Source organism: Luteibacter sp. PvP120 (assembly GCF_054055715.1).
This window is the reverse complement of record NZ_JBSRXP010000005.1, coordinates 1-20624: the sequence shown is the minus strand read 5'-3', so window position 1 is coordinate 20624 and position 20624 is coordinate 1. Positions and strand designations below refer to the sequence as shown.

At 67.4% G+C, this 20624-nt stretch carries 17 protein-coding genes; 14 read left to right on the top strand and 3 right to left on the bottom strand.

From position 1 onward, the window contains the following. Positions 1 to 2: 2 nt before the first annotated feature. From dapD to map, 3 genes are all read right to left on the bottom strand, one after another. Positions 3 to 830 carry a 2,3,4,5-tetrahydropyridine-2,6-dicarboxylate N-succinyltransferase gene (gene dapD, locus ACVKN3_RS11315; protein WP_354517320.1) on the bottom strand — a complete coding sequence of 276 codons (828 nt, stop codon included), beginning with the start codon at positions 828 to 830 and terminating at the stop codon, positions 3 to 5. Then, entirely contained in the window at positions 817 to 3387 is a 2571-nt protein-coding gene (glnD, locus tag ACVKN3_RS11310) for a [protein-PII] uridylyltransferase (protein ID WP_354517322.1), read from the bottom strand. Before glnD ends, dapD begins: the two co-directional genes overlap by 14 nt. 151 nt (positions 3388 to 3538) lie before the next feature. Further along, the gene (gene map, locus ACVKN3_RS11305; RefSeq protein WP_036137111.1) at positions 3539 to 4306 is read right to left on the bottom strand and encodes a type I methionyl aminopeptidase; all 768 of its coding nucleotides are present in this window, start codon (positions 4304 to 4306) and stop codon (positions 3539 to 3541) included. Between the two features lie 324 nt (positions 4307 to 4630). Between map and rpsB the strand changes: the two genes are divergently transcribed. The 14 genes from rpsB to rnhB all read left to right on the top strand — a co-directional run bounded on the left by rpsB (position 4631) and on the right by rnhB (position 20027). Beyond that, the gene (rpsB, locus tag ACVKN3_RS11300; protein WP_036137114.1) at positions 4631 to 5491 is read left to right on the top strand and encodes a 30S ribosomal protein S2; all 861 of its coding nucleotides are present in this window, start codon (positions 4631 to 4633) and stop codon (positions 5489 to 5491) included. Between the two features lie 86 nt (positions 5492 to 5577). Beyond that, positions 5578 to 6456 (top strand): translation elongation factor Ts, encoded by an 879-nt coding sequence (gene tsf, locus ACVKN3_RS11295; RefSeq protein ID WP_036137116.1) that lies wholly within the window; start codon positions 5578 to 5580, stop codon positions 6454 to 6456. A 1078-nt stretch (positions 6457 to 7534) separates the two neighbouring features. Beyond that, positions 7535 to 8257: a UMP kinase gene (pyrH, locus tag ACVKN3_RS11290; RefSeq protein WP_285407091.1), complete on the top strand. Its 723-nt coding sequence runs from the start codon at positions 7535 to 7537 to the stop codon at positions 8255 to 8257. Positions 8258 to 8374: 117 nt separating this feature from the next. Continuing rightward, positions 8375 to 8932 (top strand): ribosome recycling factor, encoded by a 558-nt coding sequence (frr, locus tag ACVKN3_RS11285; RefSeq protein WP_036137124.1) that lies wholly within the window; start codon positions 8375 to 8377, stop codon positions 8930 to 8932. Between the two features lie 20 nt (positions 8933 to 8952). After that, complete coding sequence (gene uppS, locus ACVKN3_RS11280) at positions 8953 to 9690, top strand: polyprenyl diphosphate synthase (RefSeq protein ID WP_354517491.1); 738 nt, start codon at positions 8953 to 8955, stop codon at positions 9688 to 9690. 12 nt (positions 9691 to 9702) lie between these two features. Next, positions 9703 to 10521, top strand: a complete 819-nt coding sequence (locus ACVKN3_RS11275; RefSeq protein WP_036137129.1) for a phosphatidate cytidylyltransferase — start codon at positions 9703 to 9705, stop codon at positions 10519 to 10521. 3 nt (positions 10522 to 10524) lie between these two features. Further along, positions 10525 to 11709: a 1-deoxy-D-xylulose-5-phosphate reductoisomerase gene (locus ACVKN3_RS11270; protein ID WP_354517494.1), complete on the top strand. Its 1185-nt coding sequence runs from the start codon at positions 10525 to 10527 to the stop codon at positions 11707 to 11709. 45 nt (positions 11710 to 11754) lie between these two features. Next, positions 11755 to 13098 (top strand): RIP metalloprotease RseP, encoded by a 1344-nt coding sequence (gene rseP / locus ACVKN3_RS11265; RefSeq protein WP_036137134.1) that lies wholly within the window; start codon positions 11755 to 11757, stop codon positions 13096 to 13098. Between the two features lie 131 nt (positions 13099 to 13229). Continuing rightward, positions 13230 to 15674 (top strand): outer membrane protein assembly factor BamA, encoded by a 2445-nt coding sequence (gene bamA, locus ACVKN3_RS11260; protein ID WP_285407085.1) that lies wholly within the window; start codon positions 13230 to 13232, stop codon positions 15672 to 15674. A gap of 79 nt (positions 15675 to 15753) precedes the next feature. Beyond that, positions 15754 to 16782: a UDP-3-O-(3-hydroxymyristoyl)glucosamine N-acyltransferase gene (lpxD, locus tag ACVKN3_RS11255; protein WP_354517497.1), complete on the top strand. Its 1029-nt coding sequence runs from the start codon at positions 15754 to 15756 to the stop codon at positions 16780 to 16782. Then, on the top strand, positions 16779 to 17252 hold the full coding sequence (gene fabZ, locus ACVKN3_RS11250; RefSeq protein ID WP_285407082.1) for a 3-hydroxyacyl-ACP dehydratase FabZ: 474 nt from the start codon (positions 16779 to 16781) through the stop codon (positions 17250 to 17252). The genes lpxD and fabZ overlap by 4 nt, the downstream gene beginning before the upstream one ends. Continuing rightward, the gene (gene lpxA / locus ACVKN3_RS11245; RefSeq protein ID WP_036137144.1) at positions 17249 to 18022 is read left to right on the top strand and encodes an acyl-ACP--UDP-N-acetylglucosamine O-acyltransferase; all 774 of its coding nucleotides are present in this window, start codon (positions 17249 to 17251) and stop codon (positions 18020 to 18022) included. The genes fabZ and lpxA overlap by 4 nt, the downstream gene beginning before the upstream one ends. 69 nt (positions 18023 to 18091) lie before the next feature. Further along, positions 18092 to 19318 (top strand): lipid-A-disaccharide synthase, encoded by a 1227-nt coding sequence (lpxB, locus tag ACVKN3_RS11240; RefSeq protein ID WP_285407079.1) that lies wholly within the window; start codon positions 18092 to 18094, stop codon positions 19316 to 19318. Between the two features lie 10 nt (positions 19319 to 19328). Then, positions 19329 to 20027, top strand: coding sequence for a ribonuclease HII (gene rnhB, locus ACVKN3_RS11235; protein ID WP_285407078.1), 699 nt, complete (start codon positions 19329 to 19331; stop codon positions 20025 to 20027). Positions 20028 to 20624 lie beyond the last annotated feature (597 nt).

Below are 20624 nucleotides of genomic sequence, written 5' to 3'. Positions count from 1 at the left end.
GCTCAGTCCCCGCTGCGCAGCAGTTCGTTGATGCCGGTCTTGGAGCGCGTCTTCTCGTCCACCTGCTTGACGATGATGGCCGCGTACAGGCTGTGGCTGCCGTCCTTCGCCGGCAGGCTGCCGGAGACCACGACGCTGCCCGCCGGCACGCGACCGTAGGAAATCTCGCCCGTGGCGCGGTTGTAGATGCGGGTGGACTGGCCGAGGAACACGCCCATGCCGATCACCGAACCCTTCTCGACCACCACGCCCTCGACCACCTCGGAACGCGCGCCGATGAAGCAGTTGTCCTCGATGATGGTCGGATTGGCCTGCAGCGGTTCCAGCACGCCACCGATGCCCACGCCGCCGGAAAGATGCACGCCCGCACCGATCTGCGCGCACGAGCCCACCGTGGCCCAGGTGTCGACCATGGTGCCCGCGCCCACGAAGGCGCCGATGTTGGTGTAGCTGGGCATCAGCACCACGTCTTTCGCGATGTGCGCGCCACGTCGCACCAGCGCACCCGGCACCACGCGCGCGCCCAGCTGCGCGTACTCCGTGGCGTCGCCGTCGGTGAAGCGCAACGGCACCTTGTCGAACGCGCTGGACGGACCACCGTCCACCACCGTGTTGCCGTTGATGCGGAAGTACAGCAGCACGGCCTTCTTCAGCCACTGATTGACCTTCCAGCCGCCGTTGCCGTCCGGCTCCGCCACGCGGCGCTCACCGGACTCCAGCAGGCCCAGGACCTGCTCGACCGCCTCGCGCAGGTGGCCCTCGATGTCGTTCTGGGTCAGGTCGGCACGACGCTCGAAGGCATCGTCGATCAGGGATTCAAGCGTTTGCATCTGCATGTACGACAGTCCTGGGGTTTTCGAAACCGATATGGCGAAGCAGGCAAGCGCGCAGGATCTCCCGGCGCTCGGCGGAGAGGGAGGCGTTGCCGCGATCGGTCAGCTGGAAGAAATCCTCGACACGCTCACCGAACGTCGCAATACGCGCATCATGCACGCGCACCTCGGCTTCGGCCAGCGCCTGGGCCACGGCCGCCAGCAGGCCGGGGCGATCGGTGCACACCAGCGCCAGCTGCGTGCGCTCGCCCGCGTCGACGAACTCGATGCGCGGCGTCATCTGGAAATGCCGCAGGTGGCGCGAGAGGCTGCGCTTGGGCGGCCCCTGGCCGGCGGGCTGCTCCAGCGCACGACGCAGGCGCAGGCGCAGTTCTTCCGCGCGCTGCAGCGACGCCGGCGCCTGCGAATCCGATTCCAGCAGCAGGAAGGTATCCAGCGCCATGCCGGTGCTGGACACGAGCACGCGTGCCTCGACCACGGAGAAGCGCAGGCGGTCGAGCACGGCGGTGACCGTGGCGAACAGGCCGTCGCGATCGCTGGCGTAGATGAACAGCTCGGTGCTGCCGCGCACGGAAAACGGATGGACTTCCACCAGCGGCGTGACGCCGCGCGAGCGCAGGATGGCGGCGGTCTGCCAGGCGATCTGTTCCGGGCGATGGCGCAGGAAACTGCCGTCGGGAAATTCCGCCCAGACCTGGGCTACTTCATCCGCGGCCACGTGCTCGCCGACCAGGATGCCCAGCGCGCGCTCACGGCATTCGCGCACGCGCATGCCCGCATGCGACGGCGGGGTGAGGTCGCTGCGCAGCGCGAAGCGCGTGGCCGTATAGAGGTCTGCCAGCAGCCGATCCTTCCAGGCGTTCCACAGCTTCGGGCTGGTGCCGATGATGTCGGCAATGGTCAGCAGGTACAGGTGGTCGAGGTGTTCCCAGTCGCCCACCGTGGCGGCGAAGCGGTGCACCACGTCGGGATCGGTGATGTCCTGGCGCTGGGCGGTAGTGCTCATCAGCAAGTGGTGGCGGACCAGCCAGGCGACGAGATCGACATCGTCGTCGCCCAGGCCCAGGCGTGCGCAGAAGGCACGCGCGTCTTCCTCGCCCAGCACCGAGTGATCGCCGCCCCGGCCCTTGGCGATGTCGTGGAACAGCGCGGCCAACAGCATCAGTTCGGGTTTGTCGATGTGCGGCCAGATCTCGCAGCCGATGGGGAAGTCGCGCCGTGCGGCGGGGTCGGCGAAACGCGCCACGTTGCGCAGCACCCGCAGCGTGTGCTCATCCACGGTATAAACGTGGAAGAGGTCGTACTGCATGCGCCCGACCACCTTGCCGAAGGCCGGCAGCACGGCGGCCAGCAGGCCATGGCGGTTCATCCGCCACAAGGCCTCCACCGCCGGGGCGCCACGACGAAGCAGGGTGAGGAAGGCGCGCAGCACCTCGGGGTCGTCGGCCAGCGACTCGCCATGCGACGACGCCGCATGCTGGATACGCCGCATGGTGTCGGCGGTAAAGCCAGCGATGCCGGGCTCGTCCAGCCGCGCGATGAAGATCTCCACCAGCGCGGCCGGGCGATGCACGAACAGGTCCGGGTCGCGCACGGCGATGCGTGCCCCGTAGCGCACGTAGTCGCGCCCCACGTCCTCGGGCCGGGTCTGCGGATCGAGCATTTCCTCGAAGCGCTCCACCAGCTGCGTGCCGGAACGCTCGATCTGGGTGGCCGCGCGGTAGTAGCCCTGCATGAACTGCTCGACGCCCAGGTTTTTCGCGTGCTCGTCCTCGAAGCCCAGCTGGGTGGCCAGCGCGCGCTGGTAGTCGAACAGCAGGCGCTCCTCGGCGCGCCCCGCCTCCAGGTGCAGCGCATAGCGGTAGCGACGCAGGGTTTCTTCCGCGTCGGTCAGCCGGGTGGCCTCCACCGGCTCGAGCAGGCCTTCGGCCACCATGGCGTCGAAATCGGGGGCGTCCGCGAGGCGACGCCCCAGCCAGCGCAACGCGTCCAGGGTGCGCAGGCCGCCGGGGCCGTCCTTGAGGTTGGGTTCGAGGTTCTGCGCGGTGTCGTCGTAGCGGGCATGGCGCGCGTCACGCTCGGCCAGGCGTGCCGCCAGGTAGGCCCGCGGGGGCCAGAGCGCGGGGTCGTCCAGTATCCCGCGCAGCTCCTGGGCAAGGATGGGCCAGCCGGCCAGGCGCTTGGCGTCGAGCAGGCTGGTGAAGACGCTCGCCTCCGTCGCGGCCAGCTCGCGGCATTGCGCCACGGTGCGCACCGCGTGACCCGGCTTGAGGCCGATATCCCACAGGCAGCCGAAGAAGTTCTCCAACGCGCGATACAGCGCCGGCGAGCTTTCGCCTACCAGGGCCAGCAGGTCGACGTCCGACGCGGGAAACAGCATGCCGCGCCCGAACCCGCCCACGGCGAACAGGGCGGAGGCGGCGATGTCGCCCAGGCAGGCACCCCAGGCGTGCACCACGACGCGCTCGACGATCTCGGCGCGGCGGCGGGCCAGCGCCGAGGCGTCCTCGCCCTCGTTGAAGGCGACGGTGAGGGCGCGATCCACATCGCCCATCAACTGGCGGAGCGCACGGCGTGCTTCGGGCGACACGCCCGAGCGGGGCACCACGGCGGGCAGGCGCGGAAGCGGCGGAAGCGTCACGGCGAAGCCCTCGATGGCTGTGGCAGGGAACGGACAGCGGCCGGGCGGCCGCGTCGATGGAACGTCAGGCGGCGTCCGGCCAGGGCGTGAGGATCTCGAAACCGGTATCGGTCACGGCCACGGTGTGCTCCCACTGGGCGGACAGCGAGTGGTCCTTGGTGACCACCGTCCAGCCGTCGGGCAGCGACTTGGTCTGCGGCTTGCCGGCGTTGATCATCGGTTCGATGGTGAAGGTCATGCCGGGCTTCAGCTCCAGGCCCGTGCCGTTGCGCCCGTAATGCAGCACCTGCGGCTCGTCGTGGTAGACCTTGCCGATGCCGTGGCCGCAGTACTCGCGCACCACCGAGAAACCGGCGGCCTCCGCGTGCTTCTGGATGGCGGCGCCGACATCGCCCAGGGTGGCACCCGGCCTGACCGCCTCGATGCCCTTCATCATGGCCTCGAAGGTGGTATCGACCAGGCGGCGCGCGAGGACGCTGGGCGTGCCCACGAAATACATGCGGCTGGTGTCGCCGTGCCAGCCGTCCTTGATGACCGTGACATCGATATTGACGATGTCGCCGTCCTTGAGGACCTTGGTCTCCGTGGGAATGCCGTGGCAGATCACGTGGTTGACCGAGGTGCACACGGTCTTCGGAAAGCCCCGGTAGCCCACGTTGGCGGGCACGGCCTTCTGCACGTTCACGATGTGGTCGTGGGCCAGGCGGTCCAGGTGCTCGGTGGTGACGCCGGGCTTGACGTGCGGCACCAGCATGGCCAGCACCTCGGCGGCCAGACGGCCGGCCTCGCGCATCAGCTGGATCTCTTCGGGGGTCTTGGGTACGACGGGCATGGCGGCTCTCTCTTGGTTCTTTGCCCTGCAGGGGAACGGGCCTGCCTGCGGAAATGGCGGCGCCCCCACCGGAATTCCACCCGATCTTGCGGCAGGGCGGCCCCGGAGGCTACAATTAGCGAGTTTTGCTGTCCGGCGAAGCCACGCGAACGTGGCCACGGCGGCGATACGAACCGCGATTGTAACCGGTCGCACCCAACGCCACACACGCATCGGCACCGCCTTCGGGGTGCCTGGTTCGAAAGAACCGGGTCGAAGCCGGGGATGCGTGGAGGTCCCAACCCCCTCAGAACCGCTCGATGCGGTTCGCCCAGGAGTCATTCCATGGCACAAGTCACCATGCGCGAAATGCTGGAAGCCGGCGTTCACTTCGGCCACCAGACCCGTTACTGGAACCCCAAGATGGCGCCGTACATCTTCGGTGCCCGCGGCAAGATCCACATCATCAACCTCGAGAAGACGCTCCCGCTCTTCACCGACGCGATGAACTTCCTCTCGGGCCTGGCCCAGAAGGGCGGCACCATCCTCTTCGTCGGCACCAAGCGCTCCGCCCGTGAGTCGCTGGCCGAAGAAGCCGCGCGCGCCGGCCAGCCGTTCGTCACCGCCCGCTGGCTCGGTGGCATGCTGACCAACTTCCGTACGGTCAAGCAGTCGGTCGCCCGCCTGAAGGAACTGGAAGCCGCCGAAACCGACGGTTCGTTCGAGAAGCTGGTCAAGCACGAAGTGCTGGCCCGTCGCCGCGAGCGCGACAAGCTGCAGAACTCGCTGGGCGGCATCAAGGACATGAACCGCCTGCCGGACGCCCTGTTCATCGTCGACATCGGTCACGAAGACATCGCCGTCCAGGAAGCCCGCAAGCTCGGCATCCCGGTGGTCGCCGTCGTCGATACCAACTACGACCCGGCCCTCGTCGACTACGCCATCCCGGGTAACGACGACGCCATCCGCGCCATCCAGCTCTACGCCCGCGCCGCCGCCGACTCCATCCTGGAAGGCAAGGCCGCCTCGCCGAACGCCGCTCGTGGCGATGCCAACGAGTTCGTCGAGATGGACGAGGAAGGCAACCCGGTCGCGAAGGACAGCGCCCCGCGTGGCGACCGTCGTGGCGCGCCGGACAAGAAGGGTGCCCCGCGTCGCGAAGGTGGCCGTGACGGCGGCCGTGACGGTGGTCGTGGTCGCGCGTAAGCGCCCCACCCCGTCACCGCTCCATCGTCCCATCCGGCGCCGCGGCACACCCGCCGCGGCGCCCATCAAACCTTTGAGGAACTACCATGGCTGAGATTTCCGCCAAGCTCGTCAATGAACTGCGTCAGCGTTCCGGCGTCGGCATGATGGAGTGCAAGAAGGCGCTCGTCGAAAACAATGGCGACATCGAAGTGGCGATGGAATGGCTGCGCAAGAACGGCATGGCCAAGGCTGACAAGAAGGCCGACCGCGTTGCCGCCGAGGGCCTGATCGCCGTCGCGCAGAAGCCCGGCGTCGCCACCCTGGTCGAAGTCAACAGCGAAACCGACTTCTCCTCGCGCAACGAGCAGTTCATCCAGTTCACCAAGGACGTCGCCAACGTCGCCCTCGAGTCCGGCATCGACGACATCGCCGCGCTCAAGGCCGCCAAGCTCGGCGACACCACGGTCGAGGAAGGCGCCAAGGCGCTCACCCTCACCATCGGCGAGAAGTTCGACGTGCGCCGCATGGCCAAGGTCGAAACCCAGGACATCATCGGCGCGTATTCGCACAGCGGCCGCATCGGTGTACTGGTGGCGCTCAAGGGCGGCTCGGAAGAGCTGGCCAAGGGCATCGCCATGCACGTCGCCGCGATGAACCCCAAGTTCGTCAAGGTCGAAGACGTCCCGGCCGATTTCCTCGCGAAGGAAAAGGAAATCGAGCTCTCCAAGATGACCGACAAGGACAAGGCCAAGCCGGCCGACATCCTCGACAAGATCGTCTCGGGCAAGGTCAACAAGATCCTCGCCGAAGTGACCCTCGTCGGCCAGCCGTACGTGCTGGACGGTGACGTCACGGTCGCCGAAGCCCTCAAGAAGGCCGGTGCCGAGATCATCTCGGTGCAGCGCCTGGCTGTCGGCGAAGGCATCGAGAAGGTCGTCGACGACTTCGCCGCCGAAGTCATGAAGCAGGCGGGTCTGGCGTAAGCCAGCTCTTCTGGCAGTACCTGAAAGAGCCGCGAGCGATCGCGGCTCTTTTTTGTTTGGGCCGCCTGTGATGGCTCGCCTTCGGCATCGCGCTGGGCCTTGGGCTGTGGAGCAAGAGCCGGCGGGTGCCACCCTCGGGGCCACGCCTGCGGCGACCCGCTAGGGAAAGGCCGCTCCGCGACCGTTTATCTATTCCCCTACGGGGCGGGTCGGGCTCCGAACGGGGGTTTCCGATTCGCCATCCATGGCTCAGCGGAAACGGCCGGCCGTCCTGGCCGGCCCCCTTCGGGCCTTTTCCGTTCGAAGCCCTCGCCTGCGGCTACCGGCCCCGAGGGTGGCACCCGCCGGCTCTTTCGACGACTGAGCTTGCGTGTGGGGAGAGCGAAGAGCTGGGGTTCGCTTCGTGGCTGGGAACGCTCGCTTGCCTGCTTTGCATCGCATCGGTCGCCTTAGGTGTGTCGAGGGTTCGCGCACGTGCGTGCGCTCCTACCCCCCAGACGGCAGACCACGCGTTGGATACGCCACGACCTGTACTACCCGTGGGGTAGGAGCCCACGATGTGGGCGAAAAGCCAACGAAGCGGCGACGCCATATCCTGACCGCTCCTCGCTCACCATCACTCGCTGCTCGCCCAACACGCCACCTCAACGTTCGGAAGAGCCGGCGGGTAGCCCCCTCGGGGCCGGTAGCCGCAGGCGAGGGCTTCGAACGGAAAAAGCCCGAAGGGGGCCGGCCAGGACGGCCGGCCGTTTCCGCTGAGACAGGATGTCGAATCGGAAACCTCCGTTCGAAGCCCGACCCGGCCCGTAGGGCAATAGATAAACGGCCGCGGAGCGGCCCTTCCTTAGCGGGTCGCCGCAGGCGTGGCCCCGAGAGGGCTACCCGCCGGCTCTTGCTCGAACGCCCCAAGGCTCAAGTCCCAACGCGATGCCGAAGGCGAGCCCTCGGTAGAACCAAATCACATGGCCAAGCGACGAACCCAAAAAACGTGACATCGCACCACGGATTCACATAGCTGTAACAACTGTGCACGCGCTAAACTAAGCCTGTTTTGCCCCTTACAAACTGGAGATACCCGATGAGCACCCCGCTGAAACACCGCCGCATCCTGCTCAAACTCTCCGGTGAAGCCCTCATGGGAGCCGAGGACTACGGCATCGATCCGAAGGTGATTGAGCGCCTGGCCAAGGAAATCCTCGAGGTACGCGATGCCGGTGTAGAGGTGGGCGTCGTGATCGGCGGCGGCAACATCTTCCGTGGCGCCGGCCTGGCCGCCGCGGGCATGGACCGCGTCACCGGCGACCACATGGGCATGCTCGCCACCGTGATGAACGCGCTGGCCATGCAGGATGCCATCGAGAAACTGGGCGGCGAAGCCCGCACCATGAGCGCCATCAAGATCAACGAGGTATGCGAGGACTTCATCCGCCGGCGCGCCATCCGCCACCTGGAAAAAGGCCGCGTGGCCCTGTTCGCCGCCGGCATCGGCAACCCGTTCTTCACCACCGACTCCGCCGCCGCACTGCGCGCCGTGGAAGTGGGCGCCGACCTGCTGCTCAAGGCGACCAAGGTGGACGGCATCTACTCGGCCGATCCCAAGCGCGATCCCACCGCCCAGCGCTACGACCACCTCACCTACAACCAGGTGATCGAGCGACGCCTCGAGGTCATGGACACCGCCGCCATCGCCCTGTGCCGCGAGAACAAGCTGCCCCTGCGCATCTACGACATGACCCAGCCCGGCAACCTCATGCGCATCATGAAGGGCGAGCCGGTGGGTACCCTCGTCAACGCCGGCTGACCCCAGCCGAGCCCGGCGCCGGAAGCGGCGCCGACCTTCCCTGGCGCAGTGCGGCACGGCCTCCGGCGCGCTCGCTGCTATACTCGCCTGCTGACTCGTTCCACCGGAAAACGGCCCATGATCAACGACATCAAGAAAGATGCTGAGACCCGCATGGGCAAGAGCATCGACTCCCTCAAGCACGACCTGAAGACGATCCGCACCGGCCGCGCCAATGCGTCGATCCTCGACAACATCGTAGTGCCGTATTACGGCTCGCCCACGCCGCTGTCGCAGGTTGCCAACATCAGCACGCCCGATGCCCGCTCGCTGTCGGTCAAGCCGTTCGACAAGGCGATGGTCGGCCCGATCGAGAAGGCCATCATGGCCTCCGACCTCGGCATCACGCCCACCACCATGGGCATGGACATCCGCCTCAACTTCCCGCCGCCGACGGAGGAGCGCCGCAAGGAACTCGCCAAGAGCGTGGCCAAGGAAGGCGAAGCCGCCAAGATCGCCATCCGCAATGTCCGCCGCGACGCCGTGCAGCACATCGGCAAGCTGCTCAAGGACAAGGAAATTACCGAGGACGACCAGAAGCGTGCCGACGACGACGTCCAGAAACTCACGGACAAGTTCGTCAAGGAAGTGGACGACGTGGTCAAGGAAAAGGAAAAGGAGCTGATGGCGCTCTGACGCGCCATCGGCCCGACACCATGGCAGCCAGGCCCGAAGGCCGGGTCCCCCGCCACCTCGCCATCGTCATGGATGGCAACGGACGCTGGGCCCGGCAGCGCCTGCGACCGCGCACGTTCGGCCACCATGCCGGGCAGAAGGCCGTTCGCCAGGCGGTGGAGTTCTGCCTGCGGCGCGGCATCGCGTCGCTCACGCTGTTCGCCTTCTCCAGCGAGAACTGGCAGCGCCCGGCCACCGAGGTCTCTGCGCTGATGGAGCTGTTCCTGAAGGCGATCGACCGCGAAGTGGACGAGCTGCACGGCAACGGCGTGCGCGTGCGCTTCGTCGGCGACCTTGACGGCTTCGAGGCGGAGCTGCGCCAGCGCATGCTCGGCGCCATGCAACGCACGGATGCCAACACCGCACTGACGCTCAACGTGGCGGTCAATTACGGCGGGCGCTGGGACATCGCCAACGCGGCGCGCCTGGCCGCGGAAGCGGCTGCGCGGGGCGAATTCGCCATCGGCGACATCGACGAAACCCGCCTGGCCGCGTACACCTGCCTGGCCGACCAGCCGCCGCTGGACCTGTTCATCCGCACCGGCGGCGAGCGGCGCGTCAGCAACTTCCTGCTCTGGCAGATCGCCTATGCCGAGCTCTATTTCACCGACACCCTGTGGCCTGACGTCGACGAAGCCTGCCTGGATCAGGCCCTCGACGACTATGCCCGCCGCGAGCGCCGCTACGGCCGCACCGGCGAACAGGTCGCCACGGGCTGACGCCGGAACCCCATGCTGAAACAACGCGTTACCACCGCATTGATCCTGCTCCCGCTGGTCCTTGCGATGATCCTCCTGCCGCCGACGGTGTATTTCGCCGCGGCCATCGGTGTGGTCTTCGTCGGCGCCGCGTGGGAGTGGAGCCTGCTGGCCGGTTGCCGCACGCCGCTGGGCCGCGGCATCGTGGTGGCCGGTGCGGCCGCCATCCTGCTGGCGGTACTGCTGATCGCCACGCCGGGCCTGCTGATGGCGCTCACCCTGGCCGGCGTGATCTGGTGGATCGGCTGCTGCTTCTGGCTGCGGCACTTCACCTTCGCCGCCGCGCCCAATTCGGAAAACCGCCTACTCAAGATCGGCACCGGCGTGCTGGTCATCGTGCCCACCTTCGCCGCGGCCATGGCGCTGCACGCCTCGGACCACGGCAACTGGTGGACACTGCTCGCGCTCGTGGTGGTCTGGGCCGCCGATACGGGCGCCTACTTCACCGGCCGCCAGTTCGGCCGGCGCAAGCTCGCCCCACGGATCAGCCCGGGGAAGACCTGGGCCGGTGTCTACGGTGCCCTGGTCGGCGGCAGCGCGTTCGCGGTGTTCGGCGGCTGGCTGCTCGGCGTGAACGATGCGCCCCACCTGGTCGGACTGGGCGTGCTCGGCCTGCTCACCGTGGCGGTGGCCATCGTCGGCGACCTCTTCGAAAGCCTCATGAAGCGGCACGCCGAGGTCAAGGATTCGGGCCAGCTGTTCCCCGGGCACGGTGGCCTGCTGGATCGCTTGGACAGCGTGTTCGCCGCCCTGCCGATCTTCGTGGCCGGCAAGCTGCTGCTGGGCCTTTGAGCCATGGCCGTCCGTAACGTCGCCGTACTTGGCGCCACGGGCTCCATCGGGGGCAGCACCCTCGACGTGATCGCCCGCCATCCGGATCGCTTTCGCGCCACCGTGCTGGTGGCCAACCGCGGCACCGAAGCCCTGGCTGCGCTCTGCGCACGTTTCCGCCCGGCACTGGCGATCGTCGCCGACCCGTCCATGGAAGCGGACCTTGCCCGTCGCCTGGCCGCGGCGGGGGTGCGCTGCGATATCGCCTCCGGTGCGCAGGCGGTCAGCGCCGCCGCGGCCGGGCCGCTGTGCGACACCGTGGTCGCGGCCATCGTCGGTGCGGCGGGGCTGGATTCCGCGCTGGCCGCGGCGCATGCCGGCAAGCGGCTGTTGCTGGCCAACAAGGAAGCGATCGTGATGGGTGGCGCGCTGCTGCTGGAGGCCCTGCGCGTGGGCGGCAGCGAGCTGATTCCCGTCGATTCCGAGCACAACGCGATCTTCCAGTGCCTCCCTGGCGGTCGCCCCGATCTTGCCCGGGTCGGCGTGCGCCGGCTGGTCCTCACCGCCTCCGGTGGGCCGTTCCGCGGCCTTACGCGGGCCGACCTGGGCACGATCACCCCCGATCAGGCCTGCGCGCACCCCAAATGGTCGATGGGTCGCAAGATCTCGGTCGATTCGGCCACGCTGATGAACAAGGGCCTGGAGGTGATCGAGGCGCATCACCTCTTCGCCGCTCCCGTGGATGCCATCGATGTGGTGGTGCACCCGCAGAGCCTGATCCACTCGATGGTCGACTACCTCGACGGCTCGATGCTGGCCCAGTTGGGCAACCCCGACATGCGCACCGCCATTGCCTGCGCGCTGGCCTACCCGGAGCGCATCGAGGCCGGCGTGGCGCCCCTCGACCTCGCCGCGCACGCCCGCCTCGACTTCGAGAAACCCGATACCGACACCTTCCGCTGCCTGGCCCTGGCCTTCGACGCCCTGCGCGCCGGGGGCGACGCCACCGCCATCCTCAATGCCGCCAACGAGGTCGCCGTGGAGGCTTTCCTCGCCGGCACGCTGCCCTTCCTGGGCATTGCGGAGGTCGTCGAGCGGGTTCTTGAGGAACTGCCGGCCAAACCCGTGGTCGATGTCCAGACGCTCGTTGAGCGTGATGGGGAAGCGCGACGGGCCGCCCGGGGCGTGCTCCACCGCGCTTACTGCTAAACTCGCTCCACTCCAACGTTTTTTCTTCGAGACCCACCCCTCCTGATGAGTCCCTTCCTCGGTTCCGTGTTCTGGCTGCTGGTCACGCTTGGCGTGCTGGTGACCTTCCACGAATTTGGCCACTACTGGGTCGCGCGCCGCTGTGGCGTCCGCGTGCTCCGCTTCTCGGTGGGCTTCGGCCGGCCGCTGTGGCGTCGCGTGGCGAAGGACGGCACCGAATACCAGATCGCGGCCATTCCGCTGGGCGGCTACGTCAAGATGCTGGACGCCCGCGAGGGCGAGGTGGATCCCGCCGACCGCGGGCAGGAGTTCACCGGCAAGTCGGTGTGGAAGCGGATCGCCATCGTCGCCGCCGGTCCCGCCTTCAACCTCATTTTTACCGTCGTCGCCTTCTGGGCGATGTACATGATCGGCAAGCCCGATGTCGCGCCCATCGTGGCCGCCGACAAGGGCAGCATCGCCGAGCAGGCGGGCATCCGCCCGGGTGACCGCCTCCTGGCCATGAATGGCGAGGCCGTCGGCACCTGGAGCGACGCCACCGACCGCCTGGTCGACAGCCTGCTGGGCAACGAGCCCCTGCCCGTGCATGTGCAGGGCACCGATGGCACCCAGCGTAACGTGGTGCTGCCGATCCAGAACCTCACCGACAACGGCGACCTGGTCAAGCGGATCACGCAGCTGGGCCTGGGGCTGCAGTCGCCGCCCGTGGTCGGCGAAGTGGTGCCGGGCGATCCGGCGTTCGCCGCCGGCATCCGCACGGGCGACCGCATCGTCAGCGTCAACGGCAAGCCCGTGGCCGACTTCCCGGCGTTCACCAAGCTGGTACCGGAACAGGCCGCCGTGTCGCCGAAGCTGGCCGTGGGCATCCAGCGGGATGGCCAGACCCGCATCGTCGATGTCACCGCCCGCATGAAATCCGAGCAGGGCCAGCCCACCCGCTGGCTGATCGGTGTCGGCCGCCAGCCGCTGGAAGAAGCCACCCTGCGCTACGGCCCGGTTCGCGCCTTCAGCGAATCGCTGCGCGCCACCTGGGCAGGCACCACCTCCACCTTCAACCTGATCGGCAAGATGCTGTCGGGGCAGGCTTCCACCAAGAACCTGTCCGGCGTGATCGGCATCGCCCAGGTCGCCAACGATTCGGCCAGCCGCGGGCTGGGCTGGTTCCTGAATTTCCTCGCCCTGGTGTCGCTCAGCCTGGCGATCTTGAACCTCCTGCCCATCCCGGTCTTGGACGGTGGACACCTGCTGTATTACCTTATCGAGTTGGTCAAGGGCAGCCCGGTCAGCGAGCGCACCATGATCGCCGGCCAATATGTAGGCATCGCCCTTCTGTTCACCATGATGGGGCTGGCGTTCTTCAACGACATCCAGCGACTGCTTGTTTCGTAAACGTATCACCCAGGTCACGGGCGCTCACTGCTCCCGCAACCGAACGACGCCGGGCATGAGTCCGGCGCGTGCTCCTCTTCGGTCGCCGGCCTCGTCCGCCGTCGACTGGAATTAACCCAACGGAATCGACGATGAAGCGTATCGCCGCCCTGATCCTGCTCGCCTCCCTGTCCGCCAATGCGCTTGCCGCTTTCGAGCCGTTCGTCGTTTCCGACATCCGCATCGATGGCCTTACGCGTATCGCGCAAGGCACGGTGCTGAGCTACCTGCCGATCGAAAAGGGCGAGACCCTGAGCGACGACAAGGCACAGGCCGCCATCCGCGCCCTGTACCAGACCAAATTCTTCAGCGACGTCGAACTCGACCGTCAGGGCGACATCCTGGTGATCAAGGTCGTCGAGCGTCCGGCCATCGCCAAGCTCACGCTCCGCGGCAACAAGGACATCAAGGAAGACGACCTGCGCAAGGGCCTGAAGGAAATCGGCCTGGCCGAAGGCGAGACCTTCGACCGCCTGTCGCTCGACCGCGTCCAGCAGGAGCTGATCCGCCAGTACTACAACCGCGGCAAGTACAACGTCTCGGTCGATCCCCACGTGACGCAGCTCGACCGCAATCGCGTGGCCATCGACATCGAGATCCGCGAAGGCAAGGCGGCGAAGATCAAGGAGATCAACGTCGTCGGCAACAAGGCCTTCAGCGACAAGGCCATCCGCGAAGGCTTCGAGTCCAACACCAGCAACTGGCTGTCGTGGTACTCCAAGGACGACCAGTACTCGCGTGAAAAGCTCTCGGGTGACCTCGAGAAGCTCAGCAACTACTACATGAACCGCGGCTACGCCGACTTCGGCATCGATTCCACGCAGGTGGCGATCAGCCCGGACAAGCGCGCGATGTACGTCGATGCCTCGGTGAAGGAAGGCGAGGTCTATACCGTCTCCGACGTCAAGCTGCTCGGCGAGCTGATCCTGCCGGAAGAAACCCTGCGCAAGCTGGTTTTCATCCATAAGGGCGACACCTTCAACCGCGGCGCGATCGAAGCCAGCGACGATGCGATCAAGGGCATCCTCGCCAACATCGGCTATGCCTTCGCCAAGGTCACCCCGATTCCCAAGCTCGACAAGGACAAGCGCACCGCCGACCTCACGCTCTTCATCGAGCCGGGCAAGCGCGTGTACGTCCGTCGCGTGGTCTTCCAGGGCAACACCCGTACGGAGGACGAGGTGCTGCGTCGTGAAATGCGCCAGCTGGAAGGCTCCTGGTACTCGCAGGGCGCCATCGACCGCTCGAAGACGCGCCTGCAGCGCCTGGGCTACTTCAAGACCGTCGATATCGACAAGGCCCTCGTGCCGGGCACCGTCGACCAGGTGGACCTGACCGCCAAGGTCGAGGAACAGTCGGCCGGCTCGCTGATGTTCGGCGTCGGCTACTCGCAGTACTCGGGCATCATCCTGTCGGCGTCCGTGTCGCAGAACAACTTCCTGGGCACCGGCGACCGCTTCTCGGTCGGCGCGGAAACCAGCACGTACTACAAGCGCGTCAACGCCAGCTACACCAATCCGTACCTCACGGATTCCGGCATCCAGCTGGGCTACAACCTCGGTTACAGCAAGCTGGATTACGGCGATACCGACCTGGCGAACTACACGTACAGCACCAAGTCGTTCGAGACGACGCTGTCCTTCCCGATCACCGACTTCGACTCGGTGTCGACCAGCCTGGGCGTCAGCTCCAACCTGATCAACACGTCGTTCTATACGCCGCGTGAGCTGGTCGGGTACCAGAACGCCCTGGGCAACAAGACGATCCACTCGTGGACGTCCAGCCTCGGCTACACCCACGACACCCGTAACAGCTACTGGGCGCCCACCCGCGGCGGCCAGTTCACGGCGTCGGTCTCCGGCGCGCTGCCCGGCTCCACGGTGCAGTACTACAAGCTGTTCGGCGAAGCCAACCACTACTGGCCTATCGGCAAGGGCTTCGTGCTCTACCTCGACGGTCAGGTGGGCTACGGCAAGACCTACGGCACCACGTACAGCAACACCGTCTACCAGACCAATGCCGACGGCACGCTCGCGAAGGATGCCAGCGGCAACCCGATCGTCACCTACCAGAAGGGCGACAAGGTCGACTTCCCGTTCTGGGAGAACTACTACGCCGGCGGCGTCCGCGACGTTCGCGGCTTCCAGGACAATACGCTGGGTCCCCGCCTGTGCGACGGCGGCAGCGTGTCGGGCACGCCGGATGCCAAGGGCAAGTGCTCGGGCGGCTACTACAGCTACGGCCAGCCGGTCGGTGGCGCGTTCAAGGTGCTGGGCACGGCGCAGATGTTCCTGCCGCTGCCCTTCCTCAAGGACGTGAACACCGCCCGCGTGTCGTGGTTCGTCGACGTCGGCAACGTGTACAAGAACTACGGCGCGTTCGACGCCAGCGAGCTGCGTGCCTCCACTGGCCTTTCCCTGCAGTGGCAGGCGCCGATCGGCCCGCTGATCATCAACTTCGCCGTGCCGTTCCGGAAGAAGGACGCCGACAGCCGCTTCGTCGAGCGCATCCAGTTCACTTTCGGCAACACGTTCTAAGACAAAAACGCACCTACGCACCACATACAATCAGGGGGTGGCCGCCAAAAGCGCCACCCCTTTTTTTTGGGAGCCTCCCTTGAGCGGCAATCCGCACTACACCCTGGCCGAGCTGGCCGAGCGTTTCGAACTGGAGGCGCACGGCGACCCCACCACCACGGTGGACGGCGTCGGCACGCTGGCCGCCGCCACGCCCAGCCAGTTCACTTTCCTCTCCAACCCGAAATACACCTCCCAGCTGGCCGAGTCGCAGGCGGGCATCGTGGTGCTCGGCGCGGAGCAGCTGCCGTTGCGCAACGGCGCCGCGCTGGTGGCGAAAGACCCCTACGTGGCCTACGCCCGCATTGCCGCGCTGTTCGAACGGCATCCGGCCGCCCCGCGCGGCATCCACCCCAGCGCCGTCGTGGCACCGTCCGCCCGCGTACATCCCACGGCCTCCGTGGGGCCCTGCTGCGTCATCGAGGACAACGCGGTCATCGAGGAAAACGTCATCCTCGGCCCGCACTGCACCATCGGACCGGGTTGCGTGGTCGGTACCGGCTCCCGCCTGGTCGCCCGGGTCACCCTGGTGATCCGCGTGACGCTGGGCAAGCGCGTCCTCGTGCACCCGGGCGCGGTAATCGGCTCCGACGGGTTCGGCCTGGCCTTCGACCGCGACCACTGGATCAAGCTTCCCCAGCTGGGCGGCGTGCGCATCGGCGACGACTGCGAGATCGGCAGCAACACCACGATCGACCGCGGCGCGCTGGAAGACACCGTGCTGGAAGAAGACGTGCGCCTGGACAACCAGATCCAGATCGCCCACAACGTCCATATCGGCGCCCATACCGCCATGGCCGGTTGCTCGGCCGTGGCCGGCAGCGCGAAGATCGGCCGTTACTGCCTCATCGGCGGCAACGCCGGCGTGCTCGGCCACCTCGAACTGGCCGACCGGGTTACCATCACGGCGAAGAGCCTGGTCACCTCGTCGATCAGGGAAGCCGGTGAATACTCCTCCGGTAGCCCGCTGCAGGAAAACCGCCAGTGGCGGCGCAATGCGGCGCGCATGAAACACCTCGATGAATACGCGCGCCGCCTGTCGGCGCTGGAAAAGGACAAAGGGCAATGACCGAACCGAAAGCCGCCGTGACGCTTCCCGTGGACGTGGAGCAGATCCAGCGACTGCTGCCGCACCGCTACCCGTTCCTGCTGGTCGACCGCGTCATCGAGATCGAGCCGGGCAAGTCCATCGCGGCGATCAAGAACGTCACGATCAACGAGCCGTTCTTCCAGGGGCATTTCCCCGGACATCCGGTCATGCCGGGCGTGCTCATCGTCGAGGCCATGGCCCAGACGGCCGGCCTGCTGACCCAGATCACCAGCAAGATGGACGGCCATAGCGGCAGCCCGCTGTTCTACCTGGTCAAGGTGGACAACGCGCGCTTCTCGGCGGTGGTCGCACCGGGCGACCAGCTGCGCCTGGAGGTGTCGCTCAAGCGGCTGATCCGCGGCATGGGCCTGTTCGAGGCGCGCGCGCTGGTGGACGGCAAGGTAGTGGCCTGCTGCGAGCTGATGTGCGCGGCAAGGAGCGACAAATGATCCATCCCTCCGCGCAGATCGATCCATCGGCGCGCATCGCGGACAACGTCAGCATCGGCGCCTTCAGCGTCATCGGTGCGGACGTGGTCATCGGCGAGGGAACCACCGTCGGTCCGCATGTGGTGATCGAGGGCCCCACGGTCATCGGCCGCGACAACCGCATCTCGCAGTTCGCCTCCATCGGTGGCGCCCCGCAGGACAAGAAGTGGCAGGGCGAGCGCACCGAGGTGATCATCGGCGATCGTAACCTCATCCGCGAGTTCGTCACGATCAACCGCGGCACGGGCGACGGCGGCGGCATCACGCGCATCGGCAACGACAACTGGCTGCTGGCCTACGTGCACATCGCGCACGACTGCCAGGTCGGCAACCACGTGGTGTTCTCCAACTACTCGGCGCTGGCCGGCCATGCGGAGATCGGCGACTGGACCATCATGTCCGGCTACTCCGGCGTGCACCAGTTCTGCAAGGTGGGCGCGCATGCGTTCATCGGCATGGGCTGCCTGGTGGGCTCCGACGTGCCGCCCTTCGTCATGATGGCCAACGAGACCCGTGGCCGCCCGCGCGGCATCAACAGCGAGGGCCTCAAGCGCCGGGGATTCGACACCGCGCGCATCGCCGCGATCAAGCGTGCCTACCGCACGCTGTACATGGCCGGCCTGCCGCTGGCCGAGGCGCGCGAGCAACTGCTCTCGCAGGCCGAGGTCAGCGACGACGTGCGCCAGATGCTCGAATTCCTCGATCGCAGCGAGCGCTCGCTCGCCCGGTAACACCCGCCGGCGCCAGGGGGCGTCGGCACTTCGCCAGGTCGGCTACCGACCGAGGGAGACCTTTACATCATGCAGCAGCCCCCCTCCTCCGCCGACGCGCCCGTCATCGCCCTCATCGCCGGCGAAGACTCCGGCGACCAGCTCGGCGCCGACCTGATCGACGCGCTCCGCACCCGTTACCCTACGGCCCGCTTCGTCGGCATCGGCGGACGGCGCATGCTCGGGCGCGGCTTCGACTCCTGGTACGACATCCGCGCGCTGTCGGTCATGGGCTTCAGCGAAGTGGTCAGGCACCTGCCCCGGCTGCTTCGCCTCCGTAAGGCACTGCTGCGCAAACTGCTCGACCTGCGCCCGGACGTGGTGGTCGGCATCGACGCACCCGACTTCAACCTCGGCGTCGAGCGCAAGCTCAAGGCCGCCGGCCTGCGCACGGTGCATTACGTCAGCCCGTCGGTCTGGGCCTGGCGCGAGAAGCGTGCCGAGAAAATCGGCCGTTCCGCGGATCGCGTGCTCTGCCTGTTCCCCATGGAGCCACCGATCTACGCGAAGCACGGCATCGACGCACGCTTCGTCGGTCACCCGCTCGCCGATCGTTTTCCCATGGTCTCGGACCGCGCCGGCCCGCGCGACGCCCTCGGCCTGCCTCACGACGTGCCCGTACTGGCCGTGCTGCCGGGTAGCCGGCCGAGCGAGATCGAGCGCGTGGGCGCCATATTCATCGCCGCCGCGCGCCGCGTGGCCGAGGCAATGCCCACCCTGCGCATCGTGGTGCCTTCCGCCAACGAGCGGGTGCATGCGCAGTTGCGCGCGCTGCTGGCCGACTTCCCTGGCGTGGCGCCGGTCCTCACCGACGGCCAGGCGCACGAGGCCATGCTCGCGGCCGATGCGGTGCTGCTGGCCTCGGGTACAGCCACACTCGAAGCCATGCTGGCGAAGCGACCGATGGTGGTGGGCTATCGCGTCTCGCCCACCAGCTACCGCATCGCGATGGCCCTGCGCATGCTCAAGACCGACGTCTATGCCCTGCCCAACATCCTCGCCCGCGCCTGCGGATTGGGCAAAAAGCGCCTGGTGCCGGAATTCATGCAGGACGACTGCACGCCCGACAACCTGGCCCGCGCCACGCTGGAACTGCTCGGCGACAGCGAACGCCGCGGTGCCATCGTCGCGGCGTTCGAGTTCCTGCACCAGGAACTGCGCGGCGGCCTGGACGGCCGTGCCGCCGACCACGCGGCCGACGCGATCGCCGGGCTCATGCGCCCGGCGGACTTGCCCGCCGGCGCCGTGGCGCATTAGGCTTTTCGGCATGCCCCGCAAGCGCAACGTCAGCTCCCAGCTCGCCCCCGACCTCGTCGTGGCCGGTGTCGACGAGGCAGGCCGCGGGCCGCTCGCGGGTCCGGTGGTGGTGGCCGCGGTCATCCTCGACCGCACCCGCCCGATCCGCGGCCTCAACGACTCCAAGCAGCTGACCGAAAGCGTCCGCGAGAAACTCTACGGCCGCATCGTGGAACGGGCGATCGCCTGGAGCGTGATCTTCGTCGAGCGCGAGGAAATCGACCGGATCAATATCTTCCAGGCGACGATGACCGGCATGACCCGGTCACTGCTGGGCCTTGCGCACGTGCCGCACATCGCCCTGATCGACGGCAACCGCCTGCCGCGCACCTTGCCCTGCGAGGGCCGCGCGGTGATCGGCGGCGACGCAACCGAGCCGGCCATCAGCGCCGCCTCGATCCTGGCCAAGGTCAGCCGCGATCGCCACATGCATGCCCTGGATGCCCTGCACCCCGGCTACGGCTTCGCCCGCCACAAGGGCTACGGCGTCCCCGAGCACCTCGACGCCCTCGCCCGCCTCGGGCCCTGCGACGCCCACCGCCGCAGTTTCGCCCCGGTGCGGCGGTGGCTCGAGCCTGAGCCTGCCTTGGAGCCGATGGCGGATTTGTTTGCTGTGGAGCAAGAGCCGGCGGGTGCCACCCTCGTGGCCACGCCTACGGCGACCCGCTAGGGAAGGGCCGCTCCGCGGCCGTTTATCTATTCCCCTACGGGGCGGGTCGGGCTTCGAACGGGGGTTTCCGATTCGCCATCCATGGCTCAGCGGAAACGGCCGGCCATCCTGGCCGGCCCCGCTTCGCGGCCTTGTCCGTTCGAAGCCCTCGCCTGCGGCTACCGGCCCCGAGGGTGGCACCCGCCGGCTCTTTCGACGACTGAGGTGCGTGTGGGGAAAGCTAAGAGCTGGGTTTCGCTTCGATCGCCTTAGGTGTCGAGGGTTCGCGCACGTGCGTGCGCTCCTACCTCAGCCGGCAGATCACGCATTGGATATTCCGCAACGTGCCCTACCCCTTGGGTAGGAGCCCACGATGTGGGCGAAAAGCCAACAAAGCGGCGACGCCATACCCTGATTGCTATCTTTCCCCGCCACACGCTGCTCGCCCAACACGCCACCTCAGTTTGGGGAAGAGTCGGCGGGTAGCCCCCTTGGGGCCGGTAGCCGCAGGCGAGGGCTTCGCACGGACAAGGCCGCGTAGCGGGGCCGGCCAGGACGGCCGGCCATTTTCGCTGAGCCATGGATGGCGAATCGAAAATCCCCGTGCGAAGCCCGACC